Here is a 21,471-nt window from a genome sequence, read left to right on the forward strand (position 1 = left end):
CTCGCTAACGGTGGCTCGCTACACCTTGCCGTATGGGATTTCCACCCACTAAACCAACCGCCCTTTTCTGGACGCGCCTATCCTTTCACTGCTCCGCTTGTCATGCCGGAAATAAAATGCTTCTGGAAGATGATAAACAGCACGGCAGGTATAAATATCGCAATCGCTGTCGCACAGGTTATCGGGCCCCATTTTACGCCCTGTTCTGTCATAAATGTGTACAGTCCGATTGACATCGGCTGGATCTTTGTGCTGGAGGTCAGCGTCATGGCAATAACAAATTCATTCCAGCAGGTAAAAAATGTAATGACCGAAGTTGCGATAACTCCCGGCATCGTAAGCGGTAATAATATTTTCGTAAATGTTCCGAACGTAGAACAGCCGTCAATCAGCGCCGCCTCGTCCAGTTCTTTTGGTATGGAATCGTAAAACGACTTGAGTATCCAGACTGAGAACGGAATATTTATGGATACATATACGGCTATAATCCCCGGAAATGTATCCAGAAGCCTCATATTGTTCATCATAACGTACAGCGGAACAATCAATACACTCGCCGGAAGCATCTTCGTTATCAGAAGCAGAAGCATCAGCGGTTTATTTGCCTTGAACTTATATCTGGAAAACCCATACGCTGCCAGTACAGACAAAACCCCCGCAATCAGAACAGTCGCAGAACTGATAATAAAGGAATTCCGAAATCCTATCGGCATCATGGTTTCAAGCAGCACCTTTTTATAATGGGCAAGGGTTCCGTTAGACACATACCACTGCGGGGGATAAGCAAACATATCTCCGGGCTGTTTGAAGGACGTGATGATTACCCAGTATATTGGTGTTAGAAAAGCTAATATTACAAGGATATACAATATGTAAACTCCGACCGGCCTGGCCTTCTTTTTCCATTTTCTCATTCTTCACTTTCCCCCTTAAATACAAACATATATACAACGGTAAGTATCAGGCTTATGAGGAGCATGATGACAGCCATAGCCGCTCCCTGCCCAAGCTGGTGGAACTTGAATGCCGAATTATACATGTACAGCGGCAGTACTTCTGTGGCATTTTTAGGTCCGCCCCCTGTCAGGGCATATATAATATCAAAGTACCCGATGGTACCGATTGTGATCATAATCAGGTTAATCAAAAATGTACTCTTCATCATAGGTATTGTTAAATATATAAATTTCTGAAACCCGTTTGCGCCGTCTATGGCGCCTGCTTCATAAAGCTCTCCCGGAATCTTCTGCAGCCCCGCCATCTCAAGCATAAAGGTAAATGGAACTCCGATCCAGACAGTGACAAACATTAAGGTAGTCAGGGCCATATCACTGCCAAGCCAGTCTTTAGGACTGCCGCCGAGCTGGATTAATACCGCATTCAAAAGCCCCATTTTTCCGCTTCTTAGAATCCATTTCCACATAAGGCCAAGAGCCACCGGCGGTACGACCCACGGCAGTATGACGCTTGTTCTCCCGATACCAGAAAAAGGTCTCTTTTTCTGAAAAAGAAAGGCAAGTGCAAACCCAAGGGTAAACTGCCCCACAACTACAACTGCCGAGAACTTCAGCGATACAACACAACTGTGTATGAAATCTTTGTTCTGGAACAGTTCCACATAGTTCTTCATGCCGATGATTTCCTCAGTCCCCATCCGAAGTAGATTCAGGTCTGTTACACTAATATAGAAGGAATAGAAAAACGGATAAATCGTAAAAATCCCAATCCATATTAATGCAGGTAATATGAAAACCAGGTATATATGCTTCCTAATAAATTTTCCCATCTTGCACCTCGCTATTATTGGAAAATGGTAAAGGTTCAAACCTGTCTGAACCTTTACGTAAAATGGCTCATTTGCAAATTTGAAATGAGCCATTTCCACGTTCGTTCAATTTCTACTGCTTCATAATCTCATCAGCCGATTTCTGTGCTTTCTCTGCCTCTTCTTTGATAACACCCTCCAGATCAGTCTCTCCGGTAGCCGCACTCTGTACAATCTCTTTAAAAGATTCGTCTGCAGCACTGTAGAATGCTACTGCATCTCTTGGCTTAGCCGCATAGAGGCCCTGGGAATACGCCTGCCAAACAGGGTCATTCTTGAATTCATCCTGCTCATATACTTCCAACAGACTTGACATCTGTCCGATTCTGGTGAAAAGTGTCTGTACCTCCACACTTCTGTAGAAATCTATGAAGCTCCAGGCAAGCTCCTGCTGCTCCGGGTCATCGGTAAACATAGCAAGTGTCCAGCCTCCGGCTGTTGTGCACGGCTCCTGCCCCGGAACTGCCGGAATATCCGCAATACCAACCTTAGAGATAAACTCTTCGCCGCCGGAATCTTTCATCAGAGGGTAATGCCAGTTTCCGAGAATAGCCATAGCCGTCTGACCGCCTACAAAATTAGCTTCTACGTCTGAAAACTTCACAGATGCAATATCCTCGGCCACGATCTTCTCATCAATCAGTTTCTGAATGAACTGCATGGTATCAAGCATCGCATCAAAGCTCTTGCCTTCACCGAATATCACTTTTTCTTTTCCGTCTGTCAGCTCAGCGCCTTCACCATGCCCCCAGAACCACGGCAGGAGTGTACAAGAGGTAACGGCATCCGGAAACGCAGGAATCCCAAGCCCATACTGGTCAATTACGCCGTCGCCGTCTTCGTCAACCGTCAGCTTTTTCCCCATTTCCAGCAGCTCGTCCCAATCTTTCGGAGGTGCGTCATATCCCGCCTCTTTTAAAATGTCTTCTCTGTAATAAAGATTCCAGAGACCGCCGTGGAACCAGACTGCTTTTGCTTCTCCATCTACCATGCTTCCTTCTGCAGCGTAGGGATAATGTTCCGCCCTTTTCTCTTCGGTAAACCACTGATCCAGAGATACCATTGCGCCGGTTTTGTCTACTTCCGCCAGATTCGAGCCGTCTACCATACAAATATCGGCCACATTGTCTGCATTAATATCCTGCAGAAGCTTTGGAAGGTAATCATCCGTTCCTATCGTGATTTCAAGTTCTGCATTATTCTCCTCCTCCCACTGGTCAAATAGCTCCTGCAGACCCGGAACGTTCTGCGGCGCAGCCCAGGAGTTCGTATTAAATGTCAGAACTTTTTTTCCGCTGTCTGCCTTGCTTTCCGTGCTCTCTGATTCGGGAGCTTTTGTTTTACAGCCTGTAAACATGGTTGCTGCCATCGCTGCGGTTAACAGAACCGCAATCATTCTCTTTTTCTTCATTGTTTCTCCTCCACTTTTGTTTTGTACACGTGTAATATTGTTTTATTTATCATATCGTACATTCCCAGTCCTGTTAATTGATTTTTTATGTGCAAATATACCAATTTATAACTGTTTTTTTCGTCAAAATAGCAGATTGAGTTTTTTAATATTGATTCTTAATATTACAAATGTTATAATACAATTATACAAATCCTTGTTTTGTAACATTTTGTAACATTCAGTTTTTAAAAAGGAGTACGTATCATGAAAAAAAGAGCAGAAGTTACACCTCAAGGCATTTCGCTGGATGGCGAACTGCTACCACTCTACTCCGGCGCCGTGCATTACTGGAGGCTGGACCGCACGTTATGGAAGGATATTCTGGAAAACGTGAAGAAAATGGGTTTCCATATTATAGAAACTTACATTCCCTGGTCAGTACATGAAATCTCCCGCGGGGAATTTGATTTCGGAAGGATTGATAAAAGAAAGGATCTGGATGCGTTTCTTACGCTGTGTGAAGAGCTCGGTCTTTTTGTTCACGTCCGCCCGGGTCCCCACATTAACTCGGAGATGACTTATTTTGGCTACCCGAAACGAATCGTGTATGATACAGCCATTCAGGCCCGTTCCCCTTTTCGTACGCCGGTAAACCTCCCTCACTCGCCCAAGGTGATCCCGGTGCCCAGTTATGCCAGTGAGGCTTTTTACCGGGAAGTTGAAGTGTATTTCGATGCGCTCGCTCCGATTATAAGAAAACATACCTATCCAAACGGCAATATAATTGCAATACAGTCTGATAATGAAACCTGCTATTTTTTCAGGGAGCAGCCTTATGTTTCCGATTACCACCCTGACTCTGTGGCGCTTTACCGCACAATGCTGGAGGACAAATACACTTCCATCGAGACTCTGAACAGCGTATACAGAAGTTCCTGGAAGGAATTCAGTGAGATAGAGCCGCCACATGGCTTCTCTGGTTCCTGCAGAGAGGATCTTCCTTATTATCTGGACTGGGCAGAATACAAAGAATTTCAGATATGCATGTGTCTGCGCCGTTTCGCAGATATGTGGAGGGAAAGAGGGGTCTGCCTGCCTTTTTATCAGAATACCGGTTACCATTACTACACGCCTGTTGATAACATCCGTATCGAACGCGAATGCGTGGATATCTGCGGGATTGACATGTATCCGAACCGTACCGCCCTAAAACCAATCAGGGAAAAGATACGCTATATGAGCGGAAGCAGTATACTGCCCTTTGTGCCGGAATACGGAAGCGGGGTCTGGTTTGAATTTCCCGAAACATTTCTGCCGGAAGAGGAGGAATTTACCACATACTATGCATTTATGAACGGACTGAAAGCAATTAATTATTATATGCTGGTGGAGAGAGACCGGTGGCAGGGCAGTCCCATTACAAGAGATAACCGGATACGCAGCGGTTACTTCGAATTCTACAGGCGCTTCCAGAATTTCTTATACGAGAACAGGTACTGGGAATTCTTTAGAAAACCAAAAGTACTTGTATTGAAGAATTATGATTGTGCCCGGATAAAAGCCGTTTTATCCTCCATGGACTTTGCCCCTTTGGATGTGAATACCTTCGCTCCCGGATTCAATCTTCCTTCGGAACTGTTTTCCATCGGAAATATATTTGGTTTCGAACACTTTGATGAAGATAACTCGCACTGGGCTTCCGAATTCTGGATCGAAAATACAATCCGGGAACTTTCGCTCCTGCAAATCGATTTCAACATCAGCGACACCCACCTTCCCGTCCAAAAAATGCTTTCGTATGACTATATTTTTGCATCCTCCTACGACTTCATGTCCGAAGCTGCACAAGATGCACTCGCTTCATACGCACACGCCGGGAAAACACTGATTCTGGGGCCCGGACTTCCTTATCTTAACATGGAAATGTTCCCCTGTAACATTTTGGAAAAGGCTGCAGGACTGGACAATGTCCGTCTCTGTACCAAGGTGGATGCCCAGCTTTTAAATGAACTCGATATTCCCGTTCCATTCAAAACCCGGGACGAGGGGATTGAACTTAGCTGCCATTACCGGGATGAGACGGTTTTCCTTTGGGCTGCAAATACACTCAGCCGCACACAGGAATGCACCATAGAATTCTCGGGAAAGAAAACCTTTAAACCTAAATACAATGCCGGCCGCAAAGAGGGCACCGATGCCATTTCTCTATGTATGCCCGCCTACTCGATCAGCATATGGGAGGTACTGCCATGATTCATCCTGACTGCAAATATTTAGACATTTATCCTTACACCTGGCGGCATTTGGGTGAACTGATGGAATATCTGAATCCACGCCGCAAAATATTGTATATCCTGCATGATCAGGGAATTATTAGTAAAGCTGCAGATTCTGATAATACGGCCTGCACTCTTCCTTTTTCCAAATATCAGGCAGAAGAATTTCCTTCCTGCCGGCTTTTTGAGCTGTATCCTGATATCGACGAAATCCATGTGCTTGAATACGCTGCCCTTGTCCACTACTACACCTCAGTGCAGAGTATCAGCCTGGAAGAGAAGAATACAATGCAATATCTGGACTTCATTACAGATTATTACAGTTGCCATAAAGGGATCGACATTTATTCCCGCAGAAAGTGTTCCGGCACATTTTACCGGAAAGCTCTGGATTATGCCGGAAAATTTTTAAATGACAGGCAAATTGTATTTTTTGTTGTAACAAAATCAGAATTTATCTGGTTTGATGTTGTTTTATTGGTAGAAAATGGTACAATAACGGAAATTAGAACTTTAGACACACTGAAGAGTGAAGCGTGGTATACGTCTCCCTGTACTGCTCTCAGTGAAGCTGCCCAAAAGCTCACAGAAAAGTTCAGCCGTCCGGTCAAAATCATTCACTATGAGCACGAGGCGCTGCCTTTACTCACAGCGTTCTGGGAAAAGTATTGTGTCTGAAGCCCATCAAACAAGGAGGATTCTATACATGAACTATACGATCTGCAATCCATTTTTAAATGTTAATGTCTCATCACACGGCGGCGAACTTCAATCCATCTGCACGCCAGATAAAACACAATACCTCTGGCAGGGTGATCCGGAATACTGGGCGGACCGTGCGCCTAATATTTTTCCTTATGTTGCAAGATTGACGGACGGGAAGTATACTTACCGGGGTAAAACTTATAGCCTGGATATTCATGGATTTTTAAAAGATTCCGAAATGTTATGCGAAAGCCGCAGCGACAGCCGGCTTGTACTGTACTTCGAGGATACAGAAGAAACGATCAGGCAATACCCTTTTTCCTTCCGTTTTTCTATCTGCTACGAATTGAAAGAACAGACACTTCATATCACCTACCACATCGAAAATCACAGCGATGAAACCATGTACTTTGGCCTGGGCGGGCATCCCGGATTCCTCGTCCCTCTGGATCAGACGCTGTGCTTCGAAGACTATGTTCTGCAGTTTGAGTCCGGCTGCCGTCCGGAGCAGCTGATTTTTTCAGAAGATTGTTTCGTAACTGATGCGGCAGAGGAATTTAAGCTTGCCGCAGACAGCAGGCTTGCGCTGAGACACAGTTTGTTTGACCGAGACGCACTCATACTTCAAAATGCCGGTTCAGAGATCACTCTTGCTTCAGATAAATCACCTCACTCTGTGAACGTACAGTTCGACGGCTTTCCTTATCTGGGACTCTGGCACTGCCCGAGAACCGAAGCCGGCTATATTTGTATCGAACCCTGGTGCTCCCTTCCTTCCCGAAAAGGAGTTATCGAAGATCTGGAACAGCAGAAAAATCTGATTTCACTGCCTTTGGGCTGCTCATGTGAAAAGTCATGGAGCATCACCATCCGGTAGACGTCTGTATAAAAGCAATAAGTAAAGGAGTTTAGAATGACAACCTCAGAAATAGCAAAAAAATTAGGAATTTCAAGGGGGACCGTGAGCCGTGTGCTCAACAACCACCCCAATGTAAAACCCGAGACACGTAAGAGGGTACTGGAAGCGCTCAAAGAACTGAATTATATTCCGAATGAAACCGCCCGCTCACTGGTGATGCAAAAGGAATTCCACATTGCAGTCATTGTCTTCTCCCAGCCGGCATTTTTCTGGGCCCAGGTTCAGAGCGGAGTCAGCACTGCCCAGAACGATCTGGCGTCCCAGGGCGTTATTGTGGATTATTTTGTAACCGATATGATGAAACCGGAAGAGCAGCTGGAACTAATCCGCACCCTTCCTCAGAAAGGATACGACGGAATAGCCGTTGCTCCGAATAACCCCCGGATGCTGGCAAGCGAGATCGACCGGCTTTCCAACAGCGGATTCCCGGTTGTCATCATCAACGTGGAGATCCCCACAGCCAATCAGCTCTGCTATATCGGTTGTGACTATATTCAGTCAGGCATCCTTGCAGGGGAATTATTTTCCCGGTTTCTTCCGGACCGCTCCGATCTGCTCGTGCTGACCCTGAAAGATTCGGTTTATGCAATCGAACAGAGGATCACCGGTTTCCGCAAGGAACTCTCCAAGCATGAGCACCTGAATATCAAACGCATTGAACGTTTCAACCGTGACGGTTCCCGCGTATATGAGGTACTGCTGGATCTCCTGAAGGAATCCCCGGATTTCCAGGGTATCTATGTCAGTTTTGACGCACTTGTACAGACGGCCGATGCGGTGCAGGCTCTCAACCTAGACCCTGCTCCCGTGATTGTCGGCTATGATTTAAATGAACATATATTTGAACGGCTAAAAAATAAATATATCACCGCTACCATCTGTCATGAACCTTTTAACCAGGGATACTTTGCCGTGAAAATTCTTCACCGTTATCTTCTTAAAAAGGTTCACCCGTCCAGTTCGCTGATGTATAACAAACTAGAGGTTGTAATGGCATCCAATGCAAAATACTACATGAATGAGACACTTCAGACAGAGCTGTTCGCAACCGGTTCTCCGAGAGATAATCTATGACAAAGCGGGCAAGCCCACATGGGCTTCCCCCCTCACTCATGAGGGGCTTGCACGCTTTGGCGCCGCCGCGATGCCGCCTTGCGGCTATATACCTTATCGCAGCGTGCACATCCCGCCGGGAGGGCCTTTGTATCTTATAGGCTTTCCTATAAGATACAAAAAGCAATCCCTATACGCTGTCAACAGCCTGTCAGGATTGCTTTTTCATATAATGTTACATTTCTCTGATAGTTCAGGCAGGCCTGAACTGTTACACATTTTTTTTACTATACAATTACCTGAATCCACCCCTCCGGCGCCTCAATCTGTCCCATCTGGATACCGGTCAGTGTGTCGTACAGTTTCTGGATTGTCGGCCCCATCTTCTCCATTCCGCTCGGGAAGCAGATTTCATTCCCATGGTCAACAATCTTTCCAACCGGAGAGATAACAGCAGCAGTACCGCAGAGTCCACATTCCGCAAAGTCTTTTACCTCCTCCAGATAAACATCCCTCTCCTGCACTTCCAGGCCGAGATAGTGCTCTGCCACATAGAGCAGGGAACGTCTTGTTATAGAAGGAAGGATCGTATCTGAATGCGGTGTCACGACCTTGTTGTCTTTCGTAATAAAGATAAAGTTCGCTCCCCCGGTTTCCTCCACCTTTGTTCTTGTTGCAGAATCCAGATACATGTTCTCGTCAAATCCATTTGCATGTGCTGTTACGATTGCGTGAAGGCTCATGGCATAATTCAGTCCGGCCTTGATATGCCCGGTCCCGCATGGAGCCGCACGGTCAAAATCAGATACACACAGGGTAAGAGGCTTTACTCCCCCCTTAAAATAAGGGCCGACCGGTGTTGTGAATACCCGGAACTGAAACTCATCAGCCGGTTTTACACCGATCACCGGGTTGATTCCGAACATGTAAGGCCTGACATACAGGGTTGCTCCTGACCCATAGGGCGGTACATAGGCGGCGTTTGCCTTTACGGTCTGCACCACCGCCTCTACGAAACGCTCAGCCGGAAATACAGGCATCTCCAGTCTCTTCGCGGAGTCCACCATACGCTGTGCATTTAAATTAGGGCGGAACGCCACGATATGTCCATCCTCCGTCGTGTATGCTTTGAGCCCCTCAAAGATTGTCTGTGCATACTGCAGGACGCCCGCACACTCGTTCATCGTAATATTAGGGTCGTCAATCAGCCCGCCTTCGTTCCATTTGCCATCCTTAAAGTCAGCCACATATCTTTTGTCCGTTTCAATATAGGCAAACCCCAGGTTCTCCCAGTCAATGTTTTTCTTATCCATCTGTAACTCCTCCGATCCTCTGCTTTCATTCTGCAAATCACTGTTTATGAGCCAATTATAATACTTCTCCCACTAAAATTCAAGAGTGCGCTCTGTTTTTTCTTAACAAGCTATTCCGCTGGCGTAATAGTTTATGCGAGCCAGAACTGTTACACATCTAACCGCCCGGCTTCCGGCACGCTTTAACGCTCCATCATACTGATGGATTCGATGCCGACGCTGCCCCCGCGTACGACTTCAATGTTCTTAAACTCTTCCTTCATGAGCTTAATGACCGCATCATTTTTTGTAGCTGTCTGAACGAATTCCAGCAGGAGGCTGTCTTTACCATAGTCAATCACTCTCGCCTTGAATGTTTCTGCTATCTGAAAGAGCTGCACCTTATCTTCCGGTGTGCATTTTCTGACCTTTACATACAAAATTTCCTTCATTCTCACAAAAATGTCTGTAAAATCTATGACTTTAATTACCTCCACAAGCCGGTTCAGCTGTTTCTTAATCTGTTCAAATGTCTCATCATCGCTGACAGTTGCTATCGTCATCCTTGAAATGGTAGGATCCTCTGTAGTCCCCACTGTCAGACTGTCCAGATTATAGGATTTACCGGAAAATAAACCGGATATTTTAGACAGGACACCCACCTGGTTTTCTACGAATAATGAGATCCATCTTTTTTTTGTATTGTTCTCCATGCTCTTCTCTCCTTTCGATGCTAACAGTCCACAATCATCTCTTCCAGAGTCCCTCCCGGCTGGATCATCGGGAATACCATCTCTTCCTGATCAATGATAAATTCTATCAGGGTCGGTGTTTTCGTGTTCTTCTTTGCCTCTTCAAAGGCAGCAGAGATTTCTTCCGTTTTGGTGACTCTGATCCCCTTTGCCCCATAGCTCTCTGCCAGTTTTATGAAATCCGGTGTGTATTCCGGCATCTCTTTTCCATCGGTCCTGCGGAAAAGCGCACCGGAGCGCAGGTTTGTCATGCCGTATCGCTTCCCGTAGAACAGCTTCTGCCACTGCCGTACCATGCCGAGATATGCATTATTGAATACGCAGAGGATCACCGGCAGTTCTTCCAGCACCGCAGTTGCGAACTCCTGGATATTCATCTGCATACCCCCGTCCCCGGAAATAGCGATGACCGGCGTATCCGGATTACCCAGCTTGGCGCCGACCGCTCCCGGAAAACCATATCCCATGGTACCCAGCCCACCGGACATGATGATCCGTTTCTTCTCGGTGATCTCCGCATACTGCGCAGCAAACATCTGATGCTGTCCCACGTCTGTTACAATAATGGCCTCATCAAACTGCCGGTTGATCTCGTCTATAATATCTTTCGGGCCCATCTCGGCGTGCTTCTTCATATCCAAGGGGTGGTTCGTCTTCCATTCGCCGATCTGCCCCAGCCATTTCGTTGTATTGCATGGCTCAACATACTCCTGCATTTTCAAGATTGCTTCCTTAGCATCAGCTACAATCGGGATATCTACATGAATGTTTCTGGAAATGGCCGCCGTGTCGATATCGATATGTACAATCTGTGCTTTTGGGGCAAATGCATGAAGCTTACCCGTAATACGGTCATTGAATCTGGTTCCTATGGAAAAAAGCAGGTCGCACTCACTGACTGCCATATTTGCTGCATACGCACCATGCATGCCCAGATTACCTATGTACAGCGGATGATTCGTCGGAATCGCTCCGCGCCCCATAACCGTCGTTATTACCGGTACATTCGTCTTCTCTGCAACCTCAGTAAAAATGCTGTTTGCTCTGGCGATATTGACTCCGCCGCCTGCAAGAAAGAGTGGTTTCTTTGCCTTGTTCAGCATCTTAATCGCCTTCTTCAGCTGCCCGATATGTACATTAGTATTCGGTTTGTACCCCCGGATGTTGACATCAGAAGGATATTCCGGACTGCCCAGTTCTGCCATCACGTCTTTCGGCAGATCAATAAGAACCGGCCCCGGTTTCCCTGTACTGGCTATGTAAAAAGCTTCTTTTATAATCCGGCCCAGGTCCTCTCTATTGCGGACCGTCACCCCATATTTTGTGATACTTCTGGTGATACCTACGATATCAACCTCCTGGAATGCGTCGTTTCCGATCAGGTGTCTGGCTACCTGCCCCGTAAAACATACAAGCGGCACACTGTCATAATTAGCCGTTGCCAGGCCAGTTACCAGGTTGGTTGCCCCAGGCCCGCTTGTAACCAGGCATACGCCGACTTTTCCAGTTGTCCTGGCATAAGCATCCGCTTCGTGCACAAGGGCCTGCTCATGCCGCGGAAGGATCACTCTGATATCATCCTGTCTGTATAGTTCGTCGCTCAGGTCAATCGTACATGCCCCCGGATAGCCAAACAGGGTATCTACCCCCTCTTCCTTCAGCGCCTTAACCAATAATTTGTTTCCTGAAATCTGTCTCATACTTATACCTCCTTGAATTTCCTAAATCAAAACAAAGCGGGCAAGCCCACATGGGCTTCCCATTCCCCCACTCATAAGGGGTTTGCACATTTTGGCGCCGCCGCGATGCCGCCTTGCGGCTATATACCTTATCGCGGCGTGTGCATCCCCCGGAGGGTTTTTGTGATATAGGAAATTCCAAAGGAATTTCCTATATCATAAGAAAACCCTAAGCTATTGCTAGCTTAGGGCGAATATCCAATCCGTGTTACCACCTAAATTCAGAGAAATCTTCTCTGCACTCTGTCAGTACGGGAACCACTGTCCGATACTGCTTCCCTGTAACGTAGGAATCACGTTGGAGCTTACTTGGGCTTCCACCTGTTCGGTCCACTGCTCAAAGGCTACTTCCACAATCCCTTCACGAAGACTCGCACCTGCCGCCTTCTCTCTTAGCTTCCGGTAATTATGTACTCCTCCTTATCACTGCATTTCACAATCCATATTCCGCAGTATATAAAAATCTGCCCGCAGGGCCTCTGTTATACAATTCCCTTTGGGTAAGCTTTAAACTGCTGAAAGTTATACTTATTATAGTGTCTGCTTTTCACTTTGTCAATGATAAAATATAATCGGAATTCTAATCATGAGCTTTTGCCCCGGGAGTAAAAGCCCTCCTCAGTACAGGCTGACCGCCAGAAAATATACAGCCAGATAATAAAGCGTCAGAAGTACCGCGCTGTGCCAGCGGGCTCTTTTCCCGCTCAAATAGCTCCAACCCAGAATCGTATCCGATATAACAAAAAAGATCCCTCCTGCTCCTCTGATGATCCCCGGCATACTGCCGTCATTCATCCCCCAGGACGCCATAAAAGCCGCCATGAAGCAAAGCAATGCCGCATAGACAAAACCCGGAACCAGCAGCCGTCTTTCCAGTCTGTTCAGGTGAGGACTGAGAATCAAAAACATAAACCCATACAGAATTACAAACAAAATGACTGCGTTCCGCCAGCCACACCCATCCAGCAGAATACCGGTTATCAGACAGATGTGCCCCACTCCGAAAGAGGCAACGCCTGCCAGAAACCATATTTCCAGAAGTACGTCCGCAGCCATATAGCAGACAATCCCGGCAAAGGTCCACCAAGCCATAGGAGTCTGCGAAGATACGGCAAAAGAAAGCGCCATCAGTACGGGCATAAACGTAGCCAGTGCCTTAAATATAAGCGGTTTCCTGCTGCCGCTCTCTTTTCGAAAAAAATATACCAGACCGAAGACTGCCATGAATACTGCCTCCATCCCTAACATACGCCCCCCCTTTCCATCTGTTTACTGAAAGGTTTTATTCTTCACTGCCCCCACAATCGTATAGATCAACAGCGCACCGATATTTACAATAACTACACTTGCGCCCGCCGGTGTTGCCCATACGTAGGAGACAGTAATACCGATAAACAGACATACGACGGAGATGACCGCCGAGTTTATAACCACACTTTTAAATGTCCTGCACACCCTCATGGAAGTCAGTGCCGGGAATATAATAAGGCTTGAAATCAGCAGCGCCCCCATCATGCGCATGCCCAGAACAATAGTAACCGCTGTGAGAACGGCGATCAATGTATTATAGAGATTGGCTTTTACCCCCGTTGCCAGAGCAAAAGTCTCATCGAATGTGATTGCAAAAATCTTATGGTAAAACAGAATATATAAAATCAGTACTGCCGCAGAAAGGAGGACACTCATTCTGACATCCCCGCTGCTCATGGCCAGAATGCTTCCAAACATATAATTATAGACATCTGTATTCATGCCCGTGGTCATTGATATCACCATAACTCCCACCGCGAGAGCGCTCGTTGAAATCAGTGCAATAGCCGCATCCCCTTTGATTTTGCTGCTGCCGCTGATCCGCAGCAGAAGAACCGCCGCCAGAACCACCACCGGAATAGCCACTGTAAGCGGTGCAGCATTGGCTGCGGCTGCAATGACAAGGGCACCGAATCCCACATGGGACAAGCCGTCCCCGATCATGGAATACCGCTTCAGCACGAGGCTGACTCCCAGAAGGGCAGAGCAAAGCGATACCATTGTCCCCACCAGTATGGCCCTTACCATAAACGGATAGGAGAACATTTCAATTAATTTATCTAACACGCTGTCCACCTCCCAGAAATGCCTTTCCAATCTCGCTGTTCCTGTATTCTTCTGCCGTCCCGAAGAACAGGGCCGTCTCCTGGAGGTGCAGTATATGGCTGGCATATTCCATTGTACTTTCAATGTCGTGGGATACCATAACCACTGCAATCCGGGAATCTCTGTTGATCTGTTTAATCAGCTGATAAAACTCCTGGGTCACAATCGGGTCCAGGCCGGTTACAGGCTCATCCAGGAGCAGTAATTTCCTGGTAGCACACAAAGCCCTGGCAAGCAGAACCCGCTGCTTCTGTCCACCGGACAAATCCCGGAAACACTGTCTTTCCAGTTCCCGGATACCCAGCAGTTCCAAATTCTCTTTTGCACTGCGCTTGTCCGCTCCGGTATAAAAGGGACGCATCCCCCGGCCGTTCAGCCGCCCCGACAGTACCACTTCATAGACACTTGCCGGAAAATCTTTCTGTACATCCGTCTGCTGCGGCAGATACCCGATCTCATTCTGGGAAAGGCCGTCTCCCAGGATAATCTTCCCCTTTACCGGGTTCTTCAGCCCCAGAATGCTTTTCACCAGAGTACTCTTGCCGGAACCATTTTCCCCGACAATGCAAAGATAGTCATCTTCACTCACCTGAAAAGACAGGTCATGCACAACCGTCTGGCCTTCGTATGCAATTGAAATGTTTTCACATTTAATCAGTGCCATCTGACAATGCCTCCCTTAATGTCTCTACATTTTTTTCCATCAGGCTCAAATATGTTTCGCCATTCTGAAATTGTTCCGCGCTGATATTATGGCAGCTGTAAAACACTTTTACTTCCGTCCCTGTTGCCTCTGCAATGGCCCGGGAAATATGATCACTGCTCAGTTCCATTTTTAGAACGACCGGTATTTTTTCTTCCTTCACTTTGTTAATCAAAAAAGCCATGGTGGCCGCACTGGGTTCCGTATCCGAGGCGCATCCGGGAAATGCAGCATAATACCTGAGTCCGTACTCATCCGCAAAATAGCGGAACGGAAACCTGTCCCCAAACAGAATGGTATCCCGGTCAGATTCCTCCACCACTTGCCTGAACTGTGCGTCCAGATCCTCAAGTTTGTGTATATAGGTTTCTGCATCCTGCTTATAGGCATCCGCATTATCAGCGTCTGCACTGCACAGCAGTTCCGTGATGTTATCCACAATCTTCACCGCATTTTTAGGAGATGTCCACACATGTTCATCATATTCCCCCGGATTATCTTCCTCTTCCCGGTGATTTTCCTTCATCCCAGCTACATGTTCTTCCTCCACAGTATCCGCACAGTCTACCAGGCGGAGTGTTGCCATCCTGCCCGTGTCCATTGAGGACAGGATGTCCTCCACCCATTCGTCGTTTTCCCCGCCCACATAGATAAAAAGGTCACAGTTCTGGATGGCTATGATATCCTGAGGAGTAGGCTCATAAGAATGGCTCTCCTCCCCGGGCTTCAGAAGCATCTTCAGGTCTGCCCTGCCGCCTGCAATCTGCCTGACAAAATCATACTGGGGAAATATGGTTGTAACCACTTTGATCCTGTGGTCATCCGCGCTTGTTCCTTCCTGCTGCTTTGCTTTAGAGCAGCCTGACAGAAAGCAAGACATACCGAATAACAGACACATCAGCAAAACGGTTGTCCTCTTCCGGCAAACCGCTGCTGTTGTTTTTCCATTTCCATTGTAAATGCCGGCCATGTAACACCACTTCCTTTTCCCAGCAAGATAACTGCTGCATTCTTATGCCTGCCTCTCGTATTTGGTAAATCTGAATTCCAGGTCAAAGCAGGTCTGCTCCTCCCCTTCCTCTGTCATCGTCCACTCTTCCAGTTCATCCAGATTCGGCAAAAATGTGTCCGCCTGAAACGCATGGTCAATCCGGGTAATATAAGCGGTATCGCAGAGAGGAAGAAGCTGGCGGTAAATTCTTTCTCCCCCGATCACATAGATATCATCCGACTGGTAACGTTTCAATTCTTCCTGCAGTTCCTCTAGAGTATGGACAATAACCGCGTCTTTTACACGGTAATCTTTGTTGCCCGTCAATACTATATTAGTTCTGTTTTTTAAAGGCAGCCCGTTCGGAAAACTTTCCAGAGTCTTACGCCCCATCACTACAATCTTCCCCGTAGTCGTCTGACGGAAAAACTTCATATCCGTCGGAATGCTCACCAACAATTTATTTTTAAAGCCAATTCCCCAGTTCTTATCTGCTGAAGCTATCAATTTCATATATTATCCTCCTGTTTTATCCGAATTTTCAAATGCCGTATTTGACGGCAGTAAACCAGTAACTTTGTAAAAGCCTTCCATCTACGTTCTGCGCTTTCTGACTGCCCCTCTATACTGCAATCGGAATATTTTTAATCTGAGGATGTGTCTCATAATGGTCCAGCCTCACATCATCCGTCGTAAAGGCATAGAAATCCTTCACTTCCGGGTTCAGCCAAAACTGCGGCGCCGGAAGCGGCTCCCTGGAAATCAGCTCTTCAATCAGAGGTATATGCCTGTCATAAATATGAGCATCCGCAATCACATGTACAAATTCCCCCGGCTGCATATCACAAACCTGCGCCAGCATATGGACAAGCACCGCGTACTGGCACACATTCCAGTTATTAGCCGCCAGCACATCCTGAGACCGCTGATTCAGAATCGCATTCAGCGTCAGCTTATCGCTTCCATTTTCCTTTGTCACATTAAACGTCATACTATAAGCACAAGGATACAGATTCATCTCATGCAGATCCTGATGTACATAAATATTGGTCATGATCCTGCGGCTGTAGGGATTATTCTTCAGATCGTAGATCACCCGGTCCACCTGGTCCATCATCCCTTCCCGGTACTGGTGCTTCACGCCCATCTGATACCCGTAAGCCTTCCCAATCGAACCATCCCCGTCAGCCCAGCTGTCCCAAATATGGCTGTTCAGCTCATGAATATTATTCGACTTCTTCTGCCAGATCCAAAGCAGCTCGTCCACACAGCTCTTAATCCCCGTCCTGCGCAGCGTAAGCGCCGGAAACTCCTTCCTCAGATCATACCTGTTCACAACCCCAAATCGTTTTACTGTATAAGCCGGCGCGCCATCCTCCCACACGGGACGCACCTTTTCCCCCTCCGTACTGGTGCCATGATCAATAATATCCCGGCACATTCCAATAAAAACCTTATCTGCGTAACTCATGTCGCTCCTTCCTCAAAGGGGTCTGACCCCTTTGCTTACCATATTCTGAATATTCTGAAAATTCCCATCTATTTTTTATGGGTCTGAGATGTTATAAAGCATCTTCTCCAGACCTCTGTTTAATGCCGCAATCTCTTTTTTTGTCATTCCTCTGGTCATCTCTCTGTCCATCTTTCTGCGGTCAGCTTCCATCCTGCGCTGAATATCATATGCCTTTTCTGTCAGATAAATATTCTTTCTCCGTTTGTCAGCTGCGTTGGGGACACAGAGAATAAAACCTTTTTCATCCAGCCTCTTTAAGAGTCCGGTTACCGTTGGATTCTTCAGACTCAGATGGCGTTCTACATCCCTCTGGTTCACTTCTTCTTTGTTCGTATGAAACAGATAATCCAGCACCGCACACTGGGAAGCTGTAATTCCAATAGTTTTAAGCTTTCCGTTCAAGTCTTTCTCAAAGACGTTGTTGATCTGTTTTATAGTAAATCCAATCGGCTGGTTTCTTCGCTCCATGGTTTTCTCCTTTCCGTACTGGCAATATATAGCTTGCTATACACTGTTATACCATTATAAAAGAGGTGTGTCAACTTCATCACACCCCTTTTATGAAAGTCCTGTATTGCCGGATCTAGTACTCGCGGATAATACTACTGATTTCCAGTATACTCTCCATTTCCTTTAGTCCGGTCAGAGCATCCTGTAAATGATATTCTTTTACCTTTTCTGTCACGATAACAAGTTCCGCCTGGTTCTCCTTTACATGCTTCTGGACAACCCTTGCAATGCTTACCTTATGGTCTCCAAAAACCTGTGCGATACACGCCAGCACGCCTGGCTGGTTTTTCACCTGCATCCTCAGAAAAAACTTATTCCTGACCTCACTAAAATCTTTTACCGGCAGTTCCCTGTAACATGTACAGCTGATTCTGCCCATACAGCCATACTGCAGGTCTCTTGCCACATCAATGATATCACCGACAACCGCACTGGCTGTCGGCAGCTCACCTGCCCCTCGTCCATAAAACATCGCGTCATCTACCGCATCACCATGAACAAATACAGCATTAAATGAATCCCGCACGGATGCAAGCGGATGTTCTTTGTTCAGCAGCATGGGATATACCCCCACCTCGATCCCGGTTTCCGTATTATGTGCTACGCCAAGCAGCTTAATAACACTATCAAATTCTTTCGCATACGCAATATCTTCCGGAGATATTCTCGTGATCCCCTCTGTATAGACATCTTTAAATACCACCCTGGAATGAAATGCTATAGATGCCATGATCGCTACCTTTCTTCCCGCATCAAGCCCCTCCACATCCGCAGTTGGATCGGCCTCGGCATATCCAAGTTCCGTTGCCTTCGCCAGCGCTGACTCAAAACTCATATTCTCTTCAAACATCTTCGTCAGAATATAGTTGGTAGTCCCATTTACGATCCCGATCACCTCAGAAATATCATTTCCTGCCAGACACTGCTTCAGCGGACGGATGATCGGAATCCCGCCTGCAACAGCTGCCTCAAATAAAAAATCACAATGATTCTCCTCCGCAGCGTCCAGTAGTTCCCGGCCATACTCTGCCACCAGATCCTTGTTGGCCGTTACTACATGCCTGCCGGCTTGAAGAGCCTCCAAAATCATAGTCCTGGCCGGCTCGATTCCACCCATCACTTCGATCACAATTGTTATGTCTTCATCCGCGAGTATCTCCTGCCAGTTATCAGTCAGAAGTGAGGGAGCGATCCCTTCCCTTTTCTTTCTCATATCATGCACGAGTATCCGTGATATCTCCAGTTCCGCACCTATCGTGCGTTCCATTACATCTGCTCTTCTCTGAATCAGTTTATAAACACCCTTCCCCACCGTACCCAGTCCGAGCAGCGCTGCCTTAATCTTTTGTCCCTTCATTATAACACCCCGTCTGTGCTGCGGAAATGAACAGCCTGCCAAAGAAACACCGATCCCGCTTCATTTACTTAATAACTTAACAGGCTTTACACCTTCGCATGTACTATGTAATCCATATAAATATAAGCCTCAGGACACGAAATCAGTGTCCTGCAGTTATGAAATTTTCTGTTCCAATCCTTTTACTCTTGTCTCTAAATCTGAATACTTTTCCGCCAGCAGATTAATCGTACTGCTTTCTATTCTGATTGCATTTACCGCTGACTCCAGAGAAACCATCCGGTTCTCAAGCCTTTCAAAATGTCTGTTGGCTTTCTCCTGCACAAAATCAAGTTCCTCAAGAAGATTATTTTTGAGTCTATACAGACTATCAGCCATTTCTTTTTTCGTCGGCATCTCCGACAGCCTTGCATCCAGTTCTGCTTTCGTCGGCATCTCACACAGCCTTGCATCCAGCTTTTTATCCATCATATCGGAAATTGCCTGCAATAACTGTTCTTCTGATATGAACATGCTTACCACCTCACCTTTTGTGTGGACATTATAACACATGCCCCGGTATAAAGTCTATTAAATTATCAAGGTACTTCCCCTTGGAAATCAGCTGAAAATTCAATGCCTGAACGACAGAAAATAAATAGATTTATGTAGAGAATCTGATATACTAAAATGGGCATTAAAATAATCACCTAATTTGCTTAGACAATTATTTTAACACCCATCCATGCATCCTTCAAAGGATAACTGAGAGCGATAGACGGGATTCGAACCCGCGACCCCGACCTTGGCAAGGTCGTACTCTACCAACTGAGCCACTATCGCGTATCTTGTGTGTTCCCTGACCGGAACAATAATTACTATACTATATGCAGTCCGTATTGTCAACAATTTTTTCAAACTTTTTTAACTTTTTTATTTTTTCTGCAGACTTGCTTTAATCTGCCCTCACCGGCCGCTTTGTCTATTTCTCCATAACGCCACGAATATACCAGTGTTTTCCATTTGTATTTCTACATCCCGTAATATAAAATAGACACATTGCGTCTTTTAATAAAATACCTGCAGATCATCCCTGGGTACGTTCGAAAGAATCCCCCGGGACGGCCATAAATTTTCAAATTAGATTGGGTAAATACGATGATTACTAATGATTCAATCGGCCAGAATATACGGCGCCTGAGAAAAGAACGTAATATGACACAGTTACATTTAGCAGAAAAGCTTCATCTCCACCGGGCCACTTTGTGCTCCTATGAGTGCGGCAAACGGCTCCCCGATATATTTATTCTGATATCGATTGCAGATACATTTCAGGTAAGTTTGGATACACTTGTAAACAGAAATATCTGTTTTACTGAATAGGCCTGTCTGGTTCCGGAAATCGTTTTCCTAAACCATAAACAGGCCTGTATCATACTACATTGCAAAGCAGGATGTATCACTTTTATGCTTTATCGCATCAAGCTCCTATATCGCATCATGCCGTCCCGATATCGGCTGCTAACCACACATCTTATGCAGCACCGCCGCAGCCTGTCTGACAGCCTCCTCAGAAGTTTTCCAGAGCAGATACTCATTTCTTTCCGGCAGGCCCATGCTGGCTCCTTCCATGCGGAATTGCATGGCGCTTTCTACCTCCTGTTTTCCAGACATATGGAAGGAGGTTATCCCGGCAGCCGGTACAAGTTTCTCAATCACCCCAGCCTGAATTCCACCGGCCGCCAGAATCTCGATTCTGCCTGCGCTCTTCTCCTCCAGCTTGGCCAAAACATCCCGGCCATCCAAACCGGTTTCTTTCTGCCCGCTGGTCAAAATCGTCTTCATCCCTATTGATACCGCCTCTTCCAGCGCTTTATATGGATCCTTGCATACATCAAAGCATCTGTGCAGTGCAACGTCCATATTTCCTGCCGCTTTCACCAGTTCTGACATTCTTCCGGTATCGAGCGTGCCGTCCGGATTCAGCATGCCGACAACCGCCCCGGAAGCTCCCAGTTCCCGGTACATCTGCAATTCTTCTTTCAATTGTTCAAACTCATAATCATTATAGCAGTAATCCCCGTATCTGGAACGTAGCAGCACACGTACACGAATATCCGTATATTTGCGCACCAGCTTGAATAACGCCTGTCCCGGCGTCACACCCCCGATCACCAGATTGCTGCACAGTTCGATCCTGTCTGCGCCTCCTTTTTCCGCTGCTATTGCGGACTCTACGCAGTCCGCACATACTTCCAATACATACTTTCCCATTTTTTCTCCTTTCATGCCCTCTTCTGCCTTAAATAAATATCCGAATTGATTATC

21 protein-coding genes, 1 tRNA gene and 1 other annotated feature are annotated in these 21,471 nt (G+C 46.5%); of the genes, 5 read left to right on the forward strand and 17 right to left on the reverse strand.

All coding sequences use genetic code 11. The annotated features are described in order from the left end of the window. Window positions 1-77: 77 nt before the first annotated feature. The 3 genes from GKG43_RS11195 to GKG43_RS11205 form a co-directional block, all read right to left on the reverse strand. Window positions 78-914: a carbohydrate ABC transporter permease gene (locus tag GKG43_RS11195; RefSeq protein ID WP_055155307.1), complete on the reverse strand. Its 837-nt coding sequence runs from the start codon at window positions 912-914 to the stop codon at window positions 78-80. Further along, window positions 911-1,786, reverse strand: a complete 876-nt coding sequence (locus GKG43_RS11200) for a sugar ABC transporter permease (RefSeq protein WP_050641365.1) — start codon at window positions 1,784-1,786, stop codon at window positions 911-913. Before GKG43_RS11200 ends, GKG43_RS11195 begins: the two co-directional genes overlap by 4 nt. Before the next feature lie 112 nt (window positions 1,787-1,898). Further along, window positions 1,899-3,236, reverse strand: coding sequence for an extracellular solute-binding protein (locus GKG43_RS11205; protein WP_050641366.1), 1,338 nt, complete (start codon window positions 3,234-3,236; stop codon window positions 1,899-1,901). A gap of 246 nt (window positions 3,237-3,482) precedes the next feature. Between GKG43_RS11205 and GKG43_RS11210 the strand changes: the two genes are divergently transcribed. Genes GKG43_RS11210 through GKG43_RS11225 form a run of 4 tightly spaced genes read left to right on the forward strand, consistent with a single transcriptional unit; the run spans window position 3,483 to window position 8,192 of the window. Continuing rightward, on the forward strand, window positions 3,483-5,471 hold the full coding sequence (locus GKG43_RS11210) for a beta-galactosidase (RefSeq protein ID WP_055155305.1): 1,989 nt from the start codon (window positions 3,483-3,485) through the stop codon (window positions 5,469-5,471). After that, window positions 5,468-6,172, forward strand: coding sequence for a hypothetical protein (locus GKG43_RS11215; protein WP_055155304.1), 705 nt, complete (start codon window positions 5,468-5,470; stop codon window positions 6,170-6,172). Before GKG43_RS11210 ends, GKG43_RS11215 begins: the two co-directional genes overlap by 4 nt. Window positions 6,173-6,200: 28 nt before the next feature. Further along, the gene (locus tag GKG43_RS11220) at window positions 6,201-7,076 is read left to right on the forward strand and encodes an aldose 1-epimerase family protein (RefSeq protein WP_050641369.1); all 876 of its coding nucleotides are present in this window, start codon (window positions 6,201-6,203) and stop codon (window positions 7,074-7,076) included. A gap of 36 nt (window positions 7,077-7,112) precedes the next feature. Beyond that, entirely contained in the window at window positions 7,113-8,192 is a 1,080-nt protein-coding gene (locus GKG43_RS11225; RefSeq protein WP_055155303.1) for a LacI family DNA-binding transcriptional regulator, read from the forward strand. Window positions 8,193-8,458: 266 nt separating this feature from the next. Here GKG43_RS11225 and GKG43_RS11230 read toward each other — a convergent pair whose 3' ends face one another. The 13 genes from GKG43_RS11230 to GKG43_RS11290 all read right to left on the reverse strand — a co-directional run bounded on the left by GKG43_RS11230 (window position 8,459) and on the right by GKG43_RS11290 (window position 19,986). Then, window positions 8,459-9,520 carry a branched-chain amino acid aminotransferase gene (locus GKG43_RS11230; RefSeq protein ID WP_278314361.1) on the reverse strand — a complete coding sequence of 354 codons (1,062 nt, stop codon included), beginning with the start codon at window positions 9,518-9,520 and terminating at the stop codon, window positions 8,459-8,461. A gap of 146 nt (window positions 9,521-9,666) precedes the next feature. Next, a complete protein-coding gene (gene ilvN, locus GKG43_RS11235; protein ID WP_025655305.1) occupies window positions 9,667-10,176 on the reverse strand; it encodes an acetolactate synthase small subunit in 510 nt (169 codons plus the stop codon). Between the two features lie 20 nt (window positions 10,177-10,196). Then, the gene (gene ilvB / locus GKG43_RS11240; protein ID WP_050641372.1) at window positions 10,197-11,915 is read right to left on the reverse strand and encodes a biosynthetic-type acetolactate synthase large subunit; all 1,719 of its coding nucleotides are present in this window, start codon (window positions 11,913-11,915) and stop codon (window positions 10,197-10,199) included. Between the two features lie 222 nt (window positions 11,916-12,137). Continuing rightward, window positions 12,138-12,390, reverse strand: a binding site (T-box leader). A 182-nt stretch (window positions 12,391-12,572) separates the two neighbouring features. After that, complete coding sequence (locus tag GKG43_RS11245) at window positions 12,573-13,202, reverse strand: lysoplasmalogenase (protein ID WP_055154604.1); 630 nt, start codon at window positions 13,200-13,202, stop codon at window positions 12,573-12,575. A gap of 21 nt (window positions 13,203-13,223) precedes the next feature. Beyond that, window positions 13,224-14,051 carry a metal ABC transporter permease gene (locus GKG43_RS11250; protein WP_055154603.1) on the reverse strand — a complete coding sequence of 276 codons (828 nt, stop codon included), beginning with the start codon at window positions 14,049-14,051 and terminating at the stop codon, window positions 13,224-13,226. Then, window positions 14,041-14,754, reverse strand: coding sequence for a metal ABC transporter ATP-binding protein (locus tag GKG43_RS11255; protein WP_055154602.1), 714 nt, complete (start codon window positions 14,752-14,754; stop codon window positions 14,041-14,043). The genes GKG43_RS11250 and GKG43_RS11255 overlap by 11 nt, the downstream gene beginning before the upstream one ends. Continuing rightward, complete coding sequence (locus GKG43_RS11260) at window positions 14,741-15,763, reverse strand: metal ABC transporter substrate-binding protein (protein WP_055154601.1); 1,023 nt, start codon at window positions 15,761-15,763, stop codon at window positions 14,741-14,743. Before GKG43_RS11260 ends, GKG43_RS11255 begins: the two co-directional genes overlap by 14 nt. A 42-nt stretch (window positions 15,764-15,805) precedes the next feature. Beyond that, window positions 15,806-16,297: a dihydrofolate reductase gene (locus GKG43_RS11265; RefSeq protein ID WP_050641377.1), complete on the reverse strand. Its 492-nt coding sequence runs from the start codon at window positions 16,295-16,297 to the stop codon at window positions 15,806-15,808. Between the two features lie 109 nt (window positions 16,298-16,406). Continuing rightward, complete coding sequence (gene thyA, locus GKG43_RS11270) at window positions 16,407-17,255, reverse strand: thymidylate synthase (protein ID WP_050641378.1); 849 nt, start codon at window positions 17,253-17,255, stop codon at window positions 16,407-16,409. A 75-nt stretch (window positions 17,256-17,330) separates the two neighbouring features. Continuing rightward, window positions 17,331-17,765, reverse strand: a complete 435-nt coding sequence (locus tag GKG43_RS11275; protein ID WP_025655297.1) for a MarR family transcriptional regulator — start codon at window positions 17,763-17,765, stop codon at window positions 17,331-17,333. A gap of 115 nt (window positions 17,766-17,880) precedes the next feature. Further along, on the reverse strand, window positions 17,881-19,164 hold the full coding sequence (locus GKG43_RS11280) for a homoserine dehydrogenase (protein ID WP_154253321.1): 1,284 nt from the start codon (window positions 19,162-19,164) through the stop codon (window positions 17,881-17,883). A gap of 156 nt (window positions 19,165-19,320) precedes the next feature. After that, entirely contained in the window at window positions 19,321-19,677 is a 357-nt protein-coding gene (locus GKG43_RS11285; protein ID WP_129879107.1) for a hypothetical protein, read from the reverse strand. 236 nt (window positions 19,678-19,913) lie between these two features. After that, window positions 19,914-19,986 (reverse strand) — tRNA-Gly (locus tag GKG43_RS11290). Window positions 19,987-20,301: 315 nt separating this feature from the next. Between GKG43_RS11290 and GKG43_RS11295 the strand changes: the two genes are divergently transcribed. After that, a complete protein-coding gene (locus GKG43_RS11295) occupies window positions 20,302-20,526 on the forward strand; it encodes a helix-turn-helix transcriptional regulator (RefSeq protein WP_154253319.1) in 225 nt (74 codons plus the stop codon). Window positions 20,527-20,664: 138 nt separating this feature from the next. Here GKG43_RS11295 and GKG43_RS11300 read toward each other — a convergent pair whose 3' ends face one another. Next, on the reverse strand, window positions 20,665-21,417 hold the full coding sequence (locus GKG43_RS11300) for a copper homeostasis protein CutC (protein WP_129879108.1): 753 nt from the start codon (window positions 21,415-21,417) through the stop codon (window positions 20,665-20,667). Window positions 21,418-21,471: the final 54 nt, after the last annotated feature.

Source organism: Eubacterium sp. BIOML-A2 (assembly GCF_009680135.1).
GTDB lineage: Bacteria > Bacillota > Clostridia > Lachnospirales > Lachnospiraceae > Faecalicatena > Faecalicatena contortus_B.